This window comes from Lapillicoccus jejuensis (genome assembly GCF_006715055.1).
GTDB classification, from domain to species: Bacteria; Actinomycetota; Actinomycetes; order Actinomycetales; family Dermatophilaceae; genus Lapillicoccus; species Lapillicoccus jejuensis.
In genome coordinates this window covers 3,768,516-3,781,033 of sequence record NZ_VFMN01000001.1, presented here as the reverse complement: position 1 = coordinate 3,781,033, position 12,518 = coordinate 3,768,516, and the positions used below count along the sequence as shown (strand labels likewise).

At 75.0% G+C, this 12,518-nt stretch carries 13 protein-coding genes and 1 pseudogene; 3 read left to right on the top strand and 11 right to left on the bottom strand.

The window, feature by feature from the left end:
* Nucleotides 1-4: 4 nt before the first annotated feature.
* Nucleotides 5-1,033 (bottom strand): aminotransferase class V-fold PLP-dependent enzyme, encoded by a 1,029-nt coding sequence (locus FB458_RS17525; RefSeq protein WP_141849632.1) that lies wholly within the window; start codon nucleotides 1,031-1,033, stop codon nucleotides 5-7.
* A gap of 106 nt (nucleotides 1,034-1,139) precedes the next feature.
* On the opposite strand from FB458_RS17525, the gene FB458_RS17520 reads away from it, so the two are divergent.
* Together FB458_RS17520 and FB458_RS17515 are read left to right on the top strand one after the other, a co-directional pair.
* On the top strand, nucleotides 1,140-2,264 hold the full coding sequence (locus FB458_RS17520; protein ID WP_141849631.1) for an LLM class flavin-dependent oxidoreductase: 1,125 nt from the start codon (nucleotides 1,140-1,142) through the stop codon (nucleotides 2,262-2,264).
* Nucleotides 2,265-2,274: 10 nt separating this feature from the next.
* Complete coding sequence (locus FB458_RS17515; protein WP_141849630.1) at nucleotides 2,275-2,889, top strand: FMN reductase; 615 nt, start codon at nucleotides 2,275-2,277, stop codon at nucleotides 2,887-2,889.
* 18 nt (nucleotides 2,890-2,907) lie between these two features.
* Here the strand turns inward: FB458_RS17515 and FB458_RS17510 are convergent, their stop codons facing one another.
* Complete coding sequence (locus FB458_RS17510) at nucleotides 2,908-3,369, bottom strand: cupin domain-containing protein (protein WP_141849629.1); 462 nt, start codon at nucleotides 3,367-3,369, stop codon at nucleotides 2,908-2,910.
* On the opposite strand from FB458_RS17510, the pseudogene FB458_RS22285 reads away from it, so the two are divergent.
* Nucleotides 3,348-3,641: pseudogene (locus FB458_RS22285) on the top strand (hypothetical protein); the annotation flags it as partial. The gene FB458_RS17510 and the pseudogene FB458_RS22285 sit on opposite strands and share 22 nt — an antisense overlap.
* A 495-nt stretch (nucleotides 3,642-4,136) precedes the next feature.
* Here the strand turns inward: FB458_RS22285 and FB458_RS17500 are convergent.
* The 9 genes from FB458_RS17500 to FB458_RS17460 form a co-directional block, all read right to left on the bottom strand.
* Nucleotides 4,137-4,865 (bottom strand): urease accessory protein UreD, encoded by a 729-nt coding sequence (locus tag FB458_RS17500; RefSeq protein WP_141849628.1) that lies wholly within the window; start codon nucleotides 4,863-4,865, stop codon nucleotides 4,137-4,139.
* Nucleotides 4,862-5,581, bottom strand: coding sequence for an urease accessory protein UreG (gene ureG / locus FB458_RS17495; RefSeq protein ID WP_141849627.1), 720 nt, complete (start codon nucleotides 5,579-5,581; stop codon nucleotides 4,862-4,864). Before ureG ends, FB458_RS17500 begins: the two co-directional genes overlap by 4 nt.
* Nucleotides 5,574-6,263 carry an urease accessory protein UreF gene (locus FB458_RS17490; RefSeq protein ID WP_246061326.1) on the bottom strand — a complete coding sequence of 230 codons (690 nt, stop codon included), beginning with the start codon at nucleotides 6,261-6,263 and terminating at the stop codon, nucleotides 5,574-5,576. The genes ureG and FB458_RS17490 overlap by 8 nt, the downstream gene beginning before the upstream one ends.
* A 12-nt stretch (nucleotides 6,264-6,275) precedes the next feature.
* On the bottom strand, nucleotides 6,276-7,979 hold the full coding sequence (locus FB458_RS17485) for an urease subunit alpha (protein WP_141849626.1): 1,704 nt from the start codon (nucleotides 7,977-7,979) through the stop codon (nucleotides 6,276-6,278).
* On the bottom strand, nucleotides 7,972-8,610 hold the full coding sequence (locus FB458_RS17480) for an urease subunit gamma (protein WP_141849625.1): 639 nt from the start codon (nucleotides 8,608-8,610) through the stop codon (nucleotides 7,972-7,974). The genes FB458_RS17485 and FB458_RS17480 overlap by 8 nt, the downstream gene beginning before the upstream one ends.
* A gap of 160 nt (nucleotides 8,611-8,770) precedes the next feature.
* On the bottom strand, nucleotides 8,771-9,343 hold the full coding sequence (locus FB458_RS17475) for a biotin transporter BioY (protein ID WP_141849624.1): 573 nt from the start codon (nucleotides 9,341-9,343) through the stop codon (nucleotides 8,771-8,773).
* 69 nt (nucleotides 9,344-9,412) lie between these two features.
* Entirely contained in the window at nucleotides 9,413-10,507 is a 1,095-nt protein-coding gene (locus tag FB458_RS17470; RefSeq protein WP_141849623.1) for an ATP-dependent DNA ligase, read from the bottom strand.
* 6 nt (nucleotides 10,508-10,513) lie between these two features.
* Nucleotides 10,514-11,359 (bottom strand): aldo/keto reductase, encoded by an 846-nt coding sequence (locus FB458_RS17465; RefSeq protein ID WP_141849622.1) that lies wholly within the window; start codon nucleotides 11,357-11,359, stop codon nucleotides 10,514-10,516.
* Between the two features lie 14 nt (nucleotides 11,360-11,373).
* Nucleotides 11,374-12,432, bottom strand: coding sequence for an IS110 family RNA-guided transposase (locus tag FB458_RS17460; protein WP_141847067.1), 1,059 nt, complete (start codon nucleotides 12,430-12,432; stop codon nucleotides 11,374-11,376).
* Nucleotides 12,433-12,518 lie beyond the last annotated feature (86 nt).

Genomic DNA, 12,518 nt, shown 5'->3' with positions numbered 1-12,518 from the left:
GACGTCAGCGCAGGGCCGACAGCACCCGGTCGACGTCGGACGCGTCGTTGTAGAGGTGGAAGGCGAGCCGGGTCCGCCCACCACGAGCCGCGGCGACGACCCCGGCGTCCGTCAGTCGCTCCAACGCGTCCGGCCGGTCGAGGCTGATGATCGCCGATCCCTGGGGTGGCAGCCCGAGACCGGCGAGCGTCGCGTCGGCGAGGCCGACGCAGTGCTCGCGCACGGCGGCGAGGTCGAGGGACGCGAGCCAGGGCAGCGTGACGGCGGCGCCGACGTGGCACCACCAGGCGGGGGAGGCGTCGTACCGCCGCGCGTCGGGGGACAGGCGCAGCGGCAGCCCGTAGATCGCCGACCACCGCTCGTCGCCGCCGGCGTACCAGTTCGCCGCGAGCGGGCGCATCCGCTCGCGCAGCCGCGCCGACGTCCCGAGCCACGCCGCCCCGCGCGGGCAGAGCAGCCACTTGTAGCCGCCGGCCACGACGGCGTCGACCCACCCGAGGTCGAGCGGTCGCCAGCCGGCGGCCTGGGTCACGTCGAGCACGACGAGCGTGCCACCGGCCGCGGCCGCCCGCAGCGGCGCGAGGTCGACCTGGGCGCCGCCCAGCGACTGCACGACGCTGACGACGACCACCTCGGCCCCGGCGGCCGCTGCTCCGAGCTCGTCCAGCGGCACCTCGAGCACCCGCACCCCGCGGTCGCCGTGCGCCGCGAACGGGAAGGTGGCGCTGGTGAACTCGTCGACGGCGGTGACGACCCGCGCGCCGTCGGGCACGGCGTCCGCCACGAGCGCGAGCAGCGCCGACGCGGACCCGCCGATGGCGACGTCTGCGGCGTCGTACCCCGTGAGGGCGGCGAAGGCCGCCCGGGCGGTCTCGACGGGCTCGTCGTACGCCGGCGGTCGTGCTCCCCCCGTCGCCCAGTCGTCGAGGGCGGCCTGAACCGCCCGTACGGCGCCCTGCGGCGGCACCCCGACGCTCGCCGTCGCCAGGTACCCGTGCGGGACGTCGAACCGCTCACCGAAGGCCTCACGCACCACCCGACACTAGGGCGCCCCGTGCCACCCGGCCCTGCGGAATACCTCCGGTTGGACACCCGTTCCACCAGGTGATTGAATCTGCAATCATCTTGAGGAGGACGCGATGCAGTTCGGGATCTTCACCGTCGGCGACGTGACGACCGACCCCACGACGGGTCGGACGCCGACCGAGCACGAGCGGATCATGTCGATGGTCGCGATCGCCAAGAAGGCCGAGGAGGTCGGTCTCGACGTCGTCGCGGTGGGGCAGCACCACAACCCGCCCTTCGTCGCGCCGGGCAACCCGCCGGTCATGCTCGCCGCCATCGCCGCAAAGACGCAGCGCCTGCAGCTGTCAACCTCGACGACGCTCATCACGACGACCGACCCGGTCCGCATCGCCGAGGACTACGCGATGCTCCAGCACCTGTCGGGCGGCCGGATCGACCTCACCCTGGGCCGCGGCAACACCGGCCCGGTCTACCCGTGGTTCGGCCAGGACATCCGCCAGGGCGTCCCGCTCGCGGTGGAGAACTACGCGCTGCTGCGCCGGCTGTGGCGCGAGGACGTCGTCGACTGGGAGGGCCACTTCCGCACGCCGCTGCAGGGCTTCACCTCGACGCCGCGCCCGCTCGACGGCATCCCGCCCTTCGTGTGGCACGGCTCGATCCGCACGCCGGAGATCGCCGAGCAGGCGGCCTACTACGGGGACGGGTTCTTCGCCAACCACATCTTCTGGCCCGCGTCGCACACGCAGCAGATGGTCGACCTCTACCGCCGCCGCTTCGAGCACTACGGCCACGGCCGCGCCGACCAGGCGATCGTGGGGCTCGGCGGCCAGGTCTTCATGCGCAGGAACAGCCAGGACGCGGTCCGCGAGTTCCGGCCCTACTTCGACAGCGCCCCGGTCTACGGGCACGGGCCGTCGCTCGAGGAGTTCACCCGGCAGACACCGCTCACGGTCGGCTCGCCCGAGCAGGTGATCGAGAAGACCCTCGGCTTCCGTGAGTACGTCGGCGACTACCAGCGCCAGCTGTTCCTCGTCGACCACGCGGGCCTGCCGCTGTCGACGGTGCTCGAGCAGATCGAGCTGCTCGGCTCCGAGGTCGTCCCCGTGCTCCGTACGGAGCTCGCCGCGCGGCGCCCGGCCGGCGTGCCCGACAACCCGCCCACCCACGCGTCGATGAAGGCGGCCGTCGAGGCGGGGGAGACCCTGCCCGACAACACCCCCATCGTCCTGGCCTCCTGAGGAGGAGCCGATGACCACCCGCACCCTCGCCGTCGTCTCGGCCGGTCTGTCGCAGCCCTCGTCGACGCGGCTGCTCGCCGACCGGCTGGCCGCCGCCACCGCCGACCGCCTGCGCGAGCAGGGGGACGACGTCGTCCTCGAGACCGTCGACCTGCGCGACCTCGCCCACGACGTCACCAACGCGATGCTCACCGGCTTCCCCTCCGAGGCGCTGGAGGCGGCCCAGCGGGCCGTCACCGGCGCCGACGGGCTGGTCGCGGTGACGCCGATCTTCAGCGCGTCGTACAGCGGGTTGTTCAAGTCGTTCGTCGACACCCTCGAGATGGGGTCGCTGGCCGGGATGCCGGTCCTGCTCGGCGCGACCGGCGGGACGGCGCGGCACTCTCTCGCGCTCGACTTCGCCCTGCGGCCGCTGTTCGCCTACCTCAGGGCGAGCGTCGCCCCGACCGCCGTGTTCGCGGCGACGGACGACTGGGCGTCGGCCGCGAGCAACGGCCTGGGCGGGCGGATCACGGCGGCGGGCGCCGAGTTCGGCGACCTGCTCGCCGGCTCCGCCCGCCGGGCCCCCGCCGACCCGTTCGCCGACGTCGTCCCCTTCGAGCGGCTGCTGCGCGGCGAGGCCTGACGCCCGTACGGCGCCGCGTCAGGCCAGCTCGAAGTCGGCGAAGTCGAACCCGGGCGCGACGACGCAGCTGACCAGGCACGGCTCGCCGTGCAGCGGCCGGGCCGCCTGCCAGTGCCCGGCCGGGACGAGCAGCTGCAGCCGCTGCCCGGCGGCGAGGTCGGGACCGAGCACGTCGGTGCGCTCCGGGGCCGGTCGAGCACCGACCCCGCCGAGGCTCAGCTCGAGCGCTCCGCGGTGCAGCAGCCACAGCTCGGCCGAGCGCACCCGGTGCCAGGCCGACTCCTCGCCGGGCAGCAGCAGGAAGTGGATGGCCGTCGCCGCCGCCCTCGGCCCCGGCAGGCCGGTCACCCCGCCCGGGACCTCGACCTCGCTGCGCCACGTCTCGGCGTACCAGCCGCCCTCGGGGTGGCGGCGCAACCCCAGCGGCGCCGCCCACGGCGGCAGCGCCCTCCCGTCCGGTGTCCCGTGAGGCGTGTCCACGACCTCACCGCTGGCACAACACCGTGTGCGTCACCTCGTGCCACCCCGGCGCCGGGGTCACACTCGCCGGCACGTTCACCGCCATCCCGAGGGCGGGTGAGCTGAGCATCGCGCCCCACCTGCAGGGCGACCCGGTGCCGGTCAGCGTCCGCTTCTCCAACGGGTTCCCCAGCCCCGAGGAGACCGACACACGACGTACGGCGACCCGCGGCATGGCGGTGAAGTTCCACCTCGCCGACGGCCGCACGACCGACCTGGTGTGCCAGGACCGGCCCGTCTTCCCGGCGGCGACCCCGGAGAAGTTCCGCGACCTCCTCCTCGCGCAGCACGCGGGGGAGGAGCAGACCGCCGCGTTCCTCGCGGCCAACCCGGACGTCGCCGCCGCCGGCGAGGTCGTCGCGACGGTCGGGGCCCCGCCGCGCAGCTGGCCGCCCCCGGCGACCAGACCCACGACCCCAGCCGCGCCTGGCCGACCGACCGCGCGTGGGTCGACCTCGGCGAGGTCGTCCTCACCGCCCTCGACGACACCCGCGAGCGGGACGGCGACGTCCTCGTCCACGACCCGATGCGCCTCGTCGAGGGCGTGGAGCCCTCCGACGACCCGATCCTCGCGATCCGGTCCTCCGTCGACGCCGAGTCCGTACGGCGCCGCTCCGGCCTCGCCTGCCCGGCCCACCTGCGCTGACGGCGATCGACCCGAATCGGATTCGGCCCACTCGGCTCGGTGTGCGACCCGAGCCGAGCGAGCCGAATCCGATTCGCGGGGGTCAGGCCGGGGCCGCCTGAGCAGCCAACGGCGCCGCCCAGCCCTCGAGCGGGCTCTCGTGGGTCGCCGCGCCCAGCCAGCGCAGCTGCGTGCCCTCGGCCTCGAGCTCGAGCCGGGTGACGCCTTCCGGGGCCGCCCCGGCCCGGGCGCCCAGCACCGTGAGGGTGTCGACGACGCGGGCCCCACCGACCACCCCCACCGACGGCCGTTGGGGTCCGAGGAGCAGGTCCTCGGCGAGCACGGGGCCCGCGACGCCGTCCACGCGCAGCCGGCCGCCGATCGCCCCGCCCGGCTCGCCGCTGCGCCCGAGGACGAGGACCTCGCGCAGGACCGCCACCGCCCCCTCCGCGAGCCGGACCGACGTCGAGCGGTCGACGTCCGCGCCCTCGGCGACGACGAAGGGCAGCCCCCGCCAGCGCAGGGTAGCCCCGTCCCCGACGGTGAGGTCCACCCGCCAGTCCGCGCGCCCGCCGCGCATCGGGTAGGCCACCGTCCCCGACGGCTCGACCACCTCGACCCGGGCGCCCGCGCCGACGACGAGCTCGACGCCGACGTCGTCGCCGGCCAGCAGCAGCGCGCCCTCGGCGACGAGGGCGAGCCGGGCCACCCCGGCGCGGGTGGGCAGCCGCCGGACCCCGAGGTGCCCGCGACCGGTGGGGCCGGGCGTCACCACCGTCACGGCCGCGTCCCGCCCGGCCGAGGCCGTGACGACGACGCGGGTCGTGCTCACGGGTGCGCGTGCACGACGCCGTCGCCGTGGTGGTGCGGCGCCATCGGCCCGGGGTCCTGCGGCACGAGCGCCCCCTCGCGGTGCGCCCGCACCTGCCCGCGCACCCACCCGACCAGCGCGGCGACCGACCCGGGGTCGGTCCGCGACAGGGCGACGACCGGTCGCCCGTCTCGGGCGGCCGACCCGTCGGCCACCATCCGCTCGACGTCGACCCCGACGTACGGCGCCAGGTCGGTCTTGTTGACGACGAGCAGGTCGGCGCGGGCGATCCCGGGGCCGCCCTTGCGGGCGACGTCCCCGCCGCCGGCGACGTCGAGGACGAACACCTGCGCGTCGACGAGGGCGGGGGAGAAGGTCGCGGTGAGGTTGTCGCCACCGGACTCGACGAGCACGAGGTCGACCGGGTCGAAGTCGGCCTCGAGGTCCTCGACGGCGAGCAGGTTGGCGGTCACGTCATCGCGGATCGCGGTGTGCGGGCAGGCCCCGGTCTCGACGGCACGGATCCGCTCGGGGGCGAGCACCCCGGCGCTGCGCAGGATCCGGGCGTCCTCGTCGGTGTAGATGTCGTTGGTGACGACGGCGACCGACAGCTCGCCGGCCAGCTCGCGGCACAGCAGCGCGAGGATCGAGGTCTTGCCGGTGCCGACCGGTCCGCACACCCCCAGCCGCAACGCCCTCCGCGATGATACTTCCTGGGCACGTACGACGTCAGGCACGGAACAGCCTCCTGGGTGCGGTGGCGTGGGCCTGCGCCCACGCCTCGGTCAGCGGCGCCGACGTCGCCGGCACGTCGGACGGGTCCGTCAGGTCGGCCACGGCGGTCACGACCGCCTCGACGTCGCGAGCGAGCGCCACGAGCGCGGCGGTCGCCTCGGCCGGGTCGCCCGGCACGAGCTTGAGCGACGCGGCCAGGACGGACTGCGCGTCGTCGTACGCCACCAGGCGCGCCATCTGCTCCGGCGAGAGGCCGAGCGAGGCCCCGAGCAGCCCGACCACCCGCGGTCGGCACGGCGTGCGGACGAGGCGCAGCTCGGCCAGGGCGGGGGCGTCCGGCCAGACCCGCAGGGCGAGCCGGCGCAGCGCCCGCCCCAGGTCGCGGGAGGCGTCGCGCAGCGCCGGGCTCGGGGTCCGGGCCGCCCACGCCACCTCCACCGCGTCCGTACGGCGCCCCGCCAGCGCGAGACCGCGCGCCACCACAGCCGTCCCCGCGTCGACCCGCACCACCGTCGCGAGCCGGGTGCGCGCGTAGTCGACGACGCCGTCCTCGGGCAGCCCGCCGAGCAGGGCCGGCTCGAGCCCACCGGACTGGGTGTGCCCGGAGGTCGGCAGGCGGGCGTCGGCGAGCAGCATGAGCAGCAGGTCGGGGGAGACCGCCGCGGTCCTCGTCGTCTCGACCACCGCAGGACCCCCTCAGAACATCGTGTAGAGCTGCGCGAGCGGCAGCCGCGAGGCGGGCGCCGGCACGACGAGCTCGCCGTCGACGGTGATGGCGAAGGTCGCCGGGTCGATGTCGATACGGGGGCAGTAGTCGTTGTTGACCATCTGCGCCTTGCCGACGTCGCGCGTCGGCCGCACCGCCGCCAGCCGCCGTCGCAGGCCGAGCCGCCCGGCCAGACCGTCGTCGAGGGCGGCCGGGGCGACGAAGGTGACCGCGTGGTCGGCGGCGCTGCCCTCGAACAGCGTGGGGCGCAGCAGCACCGGCTGCGGCGTGGGGATGGAGGCGTTGGGGTCGCCGAGCGCGCCCCACACGAGCGCCCCGGCCTTGAGGACGACGTCGGGGCGGATGCCGAAGAAGCGCGGGTCCCACAGGACGAGGTCGGCCAGCTTGCCCGGCTCGACCGACCCGACCTCGTGGTCGATGCCGTGGGCGATCGCCGGGTTGATCGTGTACTTCGCGACGTAGCGCCTCGCTCGCTCGTTGTCCGCGGGCAGCGACCCCCCGAGCGACCCGCGGCGGGCCTTCATCACGTGCGCGACCTGCCAGGTGCGGGTGACGACCTCGCCGATCCGCCCCATCGCCTGCGCGTCGGACGACGTGATGGACATGGCCCCGAGGTCGTGCAGCACGTCCTCGGCGGCGATCGTCGTCTCCCGGATGCGCGACTCGGCGAAGGCGAGGTCCTCGGGCACGGCCGGGTTGAGGTGGTGGCAGACGATGAGCATGTCGAGGTGCTCGGCGACGGTGTTGACGGTGTGCGGCAGCGTCGGGTTCGTCGAGCCGGGGATGACGTGCGGCTCGCCGGCGACCTTCATGATGTCGGGCGCGTGCCCACCGCCCGCGCCCTCGGCGTGGAAGGCGTGGATGGACCGGCCGCCGATGGCCCGCAGCGTCGACTCGAGGTAGCCCGCCTCGTTGAGCGAGTCCGAGTGCAGAGCGACCTGCAGGCCCCACTCGTCGGCTCCTCGCAGGGCCGCGTCGATCGCGGCCGGCGTCGAGCCCCAGTCCTCGTGGACCTTGTAGCCGGCCGCGCCACCGAGGGCCTGCTCGCGCAGCGCCTCCAGGCTCGTCGTGTTGCCCTTGCCCAGGAGCAGGACGTTGACCGGGAACGCGTCGAGGCCGCGGTGGACGGCGGCGAGGTGCCACGCCCCCGGCGTCACCGTGGTCGCCTTGGACCCCTCGGACGGCCCGGTGCCGCCCCCGCCGACGGTCGTGATACCCGTCGCGAGGGCCTCGTGCAGCTGCGAGCCGGACAGCAGGTGGACGTGGACGTCGATGCCCCCGGCGGTGAGGATCCGGCCCTCGCCGCTGACGACGTCGGTCGACGGCCCGATGACGAGGTCGGGGTGCACGCCGTCGGCGACGTCGGGGTTGCCGGCCCGGCCCAGCGCGACGATCCGCCCGTCACGGATCCCGACGTCGGCCTTGACGACGCCCCAGTGGTCGAGCACGAGCGCGTTGGTGACGACGGTGTCGAGCACCCCGGCCGAGCGCGGCCGGTCCGACTGGGCCATCGACTCGCGGATCGACTTGCCGCCGCCGAAGACGGCCTCCTCGCCGCCGACGGTGAGGTCGCGCTCGACCTGCACCCACAGGTCGGTGTCGCCGAGCCGCACCTGGTCGCCCGCGGTCGGGCCGTAGAGGGCGGCGTACTCGGCCCGGGTCACCTCAGCCATCGAGCCGCGCCTCCTGCTCGCTCTTGACCTGCAGGCCCGGCACCCGCCGGGCCCCGCGCAGCGTCACCGCGGCGACGCGACGCGACGCCCCCGGCTCGAAGCGCTGCGACGTGCCCGACGGGACGGCGAGCCGGTACCCGTGCGCCGCCGCCCGGTCGAACGCCAGCGCCGCGTTGGCGTCGGGCAGGTGCACGTGCGAGCCGACCTGCACCGGCCGGTCGCCGGTGTTCTCGATCACGAGCCCGATCCGCTCGTCCTCGGGTCGCTCGTTGAGGACGACGGTCCCCTCGTCGGTGCGCACCGCGCCGGGGGCGACGGTGCCGCCGGCCGGGCCGACCGGGTGGTGCAGGGTGACGAGCTTGCGCCCGTCGGGGAAGGTCGCCTCGACCTGCACGTCGTGCAGCATCTCCGGCACGCCGTCCATGACCTGGTCGGCGCTCAGCACGGTGCGCCCGGCCTCCATCAGCTCGGCGACGCCCGCGCCCTCCCGGGCCCGCTCGATCACCCAGGTGCTCAGCAGCGCGACCGTCTCGGGGTGGTTGAGCCGCACCCCGCGCGCGAGGCGGTCGCGGGCGACCATCCCGGCCACGCTGAGCAGCAGCTTCTCGGTGTCCGCGGGGGTGAGGTGCATACGGCTCCTGCTCGTGGGTCGGCGCCCGGAAGGGCGGTACGGCGGGCAGCCTAGGCCCGCGATGTTTCGCGCGCGTCTCGGCGCGCACCACCCGGACGAACGCCGCGGGGCGCCGTACCGGAGCCGGTACGACGCCCCGCGGGGACGAGCAGGGGCCGGCTCAGCGGCGGCCGACCAGCCGCCAGGCGGCGGGGAAGAACCCGGCCGCGAGCGCGAGCTTGATCGCGTCACCGACGAGGAACGGGGTGAGCCCGAGCGCCAGCGCCTCGCCGACGCCCACGTGCGCGGTGCCCATGAGCCACGGCACGCCGACGGCGTAGACGGCGAGGTTGCCGACGACCATGAGACCGACGGTGCGCCACGGCCCACGGGTCGCGCCCTGCTCGGCGAGCCGGCCGACGACGGCCGCGGCGAGGACGAACCCGAGGACGTAGCCGAACGACGCGCCGCCCCAGCCGGAGGTGTGGTGCGAGAACCACGGCACGCCGGCGACGCCGACGAGGGTGTAGACGAGCAGCGAGGCGACGCCGCGGGCGGTGCCGAGGCTCGCGCCGACGAGGAGGACGGCGAGCGTCTGCAGGGTCAGCGGCACGGGGGTGAAGCCGAGCGGCACCGCGACCTGCGCCGCGACACCGACGACGGCCGCGCCGCCGAGGACGAGGGCGGCGTCGCGCACCGCGCCGCCGGGGATCGCGTCGCCGAGGACGCGGGGAGCAGGAAGGGTCTGCGACATGGCCGCCAACCTAGCGGATGGGCGGTCGCCGACCGCGGGGCCCGCAGCGCGGCCCCGGTGTGCCGGTGGTCACCCGCCACCCGCCAGGAACGGGCGGACGTCGACCGGCTCCGGTCGCTCGACCTGGTCCCACGTGCACGAGCGTGCGTCGCGGTCGGGGCGCCACCGGGACAGCTGCGCCGTGTGCCGGAACCGGCCGCCGTCGAGGAAGTCGTAGCGCGCCTCGACCACCAGCTCGGGCCGCAGGGGCACGAAGGCCAGCGACTTCCCGGCGTTCCACCGGCTGCCGAAGGAGCGTCGCTGCGCGTCGGTCAGCCCCTCGGCCGCCCCGCCCCAGTCCCAGGGGTGCCCGGCGAGATCGGTGACGTACGGCGCCAGCTCGTCGACGAGCGCGCGCCGGCGCGCCATCGGCAGCGCGCCGATCACCCCGAGCGAGTCGAGCCCGCCGTGCTCGTCCCACAGGCCCAGCATGAGCGACCCGACCGCGTCCGGGCCGGAGGTGTGCGGGCGGTAGCCGGCGACGACGCAGTCGAGGGTGCGCACGTGCTTGACCTTGGTCATCACCCGCTTGTCGGGCTGGTAGGTCAGGTCCTCGGCCTTGGCGACCACGCCGTCGAGCCCGGCGCCCTCGAGCCGGTCGAACCAGTCGAGCGCGACGTCCCGGTCGCGGGTGAGCGGGGTCAGGCGTACGCCGGTCACCGGACCGTCGAGAGGCAGCGGCGCCACCGGCAGCAGCTCCTCGAGCCGGGCGCGGCGCTGGGCGAAGGGCAGCCCGGTGAGGTCCTCGTCGCCGAGCGCGAGGACGTCGAAGACGACGAGCGCGCACGGGGTCTCCGCGGCCAGCCGGGCCACGCGGCTGGCCGCCGGGTGCAGCCGCAGCTGGAGCCGGTCGAAGTCGAGCACCCCCGTGTCGGCGTCGACGAGGACGACCTCGCCGTCGACGACGCACCGCGGCGGCAGGCTCGCCCGGACCGCCTCGACGACCTCGGGGAAGTAGCGCGTCATGGGTCGCTCGTTGCGGCTGCCCAGTTCGATCTCGTCGCCGTCGCGGAAGACGACGGTGCGGAAGCCGTCCCACTTCGGCTCGTAGCACCGGCCCTCCGGCACCTGCGGCGCCGGGCGGGCGAGCATCGGCCGCACCGGCGGCAGGACGGGCAGGTGCACGGGCGCCTACATCTCCTCGTGGGTGTCCGGGTCGCCGCCGAAGCGGCGGCCGTCCTCGCGCGCCAGCGCGCTGATGGCCGTGACCTCGTCGTCGGTGAGCGCGAACCCGAGGACGTCGAGGTTGTCGCGCTGGCGCTGCGGCGAGGCGGACTTGGGGATCGGCATGGACCCGAGCTGCAGGTGCCAGCGCAGCACGACCTGGCCGGGGGAGACGTCGTACCGCTCCGCGGGGCCGGTCACCGCCTCCTCGTCGAAGGGGGCGAGGGTCTTGCCCAGCGGGCTCCACGCCTGCGTGAGGATGCCGAGCTCCGCGTGGGTGCGGCGCAGCTCCTCCTGGGGGAAGCGCGGGTGCAGCTCGACCTGGTTGAGCGCGGGGACGACGCCGGTGTCGTCGATCACGCGGTGCAGGTGCGCCGGGGTGAAGTTGCTGACCCCGATGGTTCGCACGAGCCCGTCCTGCTGTGCGCGGACGAGCGCGCGCCACGCCTGCGGGTAGAGGTCCTGGCTGGGGTTGGGCCAGTGGATGAGCGCGACGTCGAGCTGCTCGACGCCCATCGCGACCAGCGACTGCTCGAGGCTGCGCCGGGCGAGGTCCTCCGCGTGCCAGCGGCCGGGGATCTTCGTCGCCACCTGGACCTCGTCGCGCGGCAGGCCGGAGCGGCGCAGCGCCTCACCGACCTCGGCCTCGTTGCCGTAGTTGACCGCCGAGTCGAGGTAGCGGTACCCGGCCTCGAGGGCCGAGACCAGCGCGGCCGTGCCCTCCTCGCCGGACAGGGGGTAGGTGCCGAAGCCGATGGCGGGCACCGTGGTGCCGTCGCGCAGGGTGTGCGGGTCTCCCGCGGCGTGGGTCATGGGTTGCTCCTATGTCAAGCCGCTGCCGGGAGGGCAGCGTGGTGACGGTTGTGGTGGTCGGTGGTCAGGTGGTGGAAGGCGACGCGGGCCAGGCGGCGTTTGAGGCAGCGCAGGGCCTCGGTCTTCGACTTGCCCTCGGCGAGCTTCTTCTCGTAGTAAGCCCGGCCGAGTGTGCCGGGCATGCGGGCCTGGGTGATCGCGATGCGGTGGATGGCGGCGTTGAGCTGGCGGTTGCCCGAGCGGGTCATCCGCACTCGGCCGGCGGTGCTGCCGGACCACACCGGGATGGGCGCGATACCGGCGTGGCGGGCGAACGCGGCCTCGCTCTTGAACCGGGTGACCCCGGCGGACTCGCCCAGCAGCTTGGCCGCGGACAGCTCCCCGCACCCGGGCATCGCCAGCAGGCTCGGGGCGTGCCGGCGGGCCAGGGCCCCGATCCGGCGCTGCAGCTCCTTGATCCGCACGGTCAGCGCGATGACGTCGTCCAGCTCGTCCAACGCCAGCTCGGCCACGATCCCGCGCACCGTGAGCAGCCACGCCCGCAGCGTCTGCTGGTGCTTGGCCTTGTCCAACGACCGCTCCTTCGGGGCGTGGGCCGGGTCCAGCTCGTGCACCCGCCACAGCAGGCTGTTGATCGTGCGGGTCCGGGTACCCACCAACGCCTCTCGTCGGTCGACCAGCAGCTTGGCCTCGCGGGAGATCTCGTCGTGCGAGGCCACCGGCAGCGACGGCTCACGCAGGAACGCCCGCGCCACGGCCAACGCGTCGATCGGGTCGGACTTGCCCCGGGTCCGCGCCACCCGACGCTGCTCGGCCATCATCTTCGGTGGCACCCGCACCACCTTCTGACCAGCGCTGAGCAGGTCCCGCTCCAACCGAGCCGACAGGTGCCGGCAGTCCTCGACCGCCCAGGTCAGGTCCTGACCGGGGAACCGTTCCCGCGCCCACCGCAACGCCTGCGCGTGCCCGGCGGTGGTGGCCTCGACCGTGCGCTGCCCGGCCTGGCGGCCGACCTCGTCGACTGCGACGAACGTGTGCGTGCGCTTGTGCACATCCGCGCCAACAACAACCATGGAGGTTGCCTCCTCTCACCCGATGCACCTGATCCGATAGGTGCATCTGCTCAGTGACTGGACGGTTGGGCCGGTCGGCGGACACA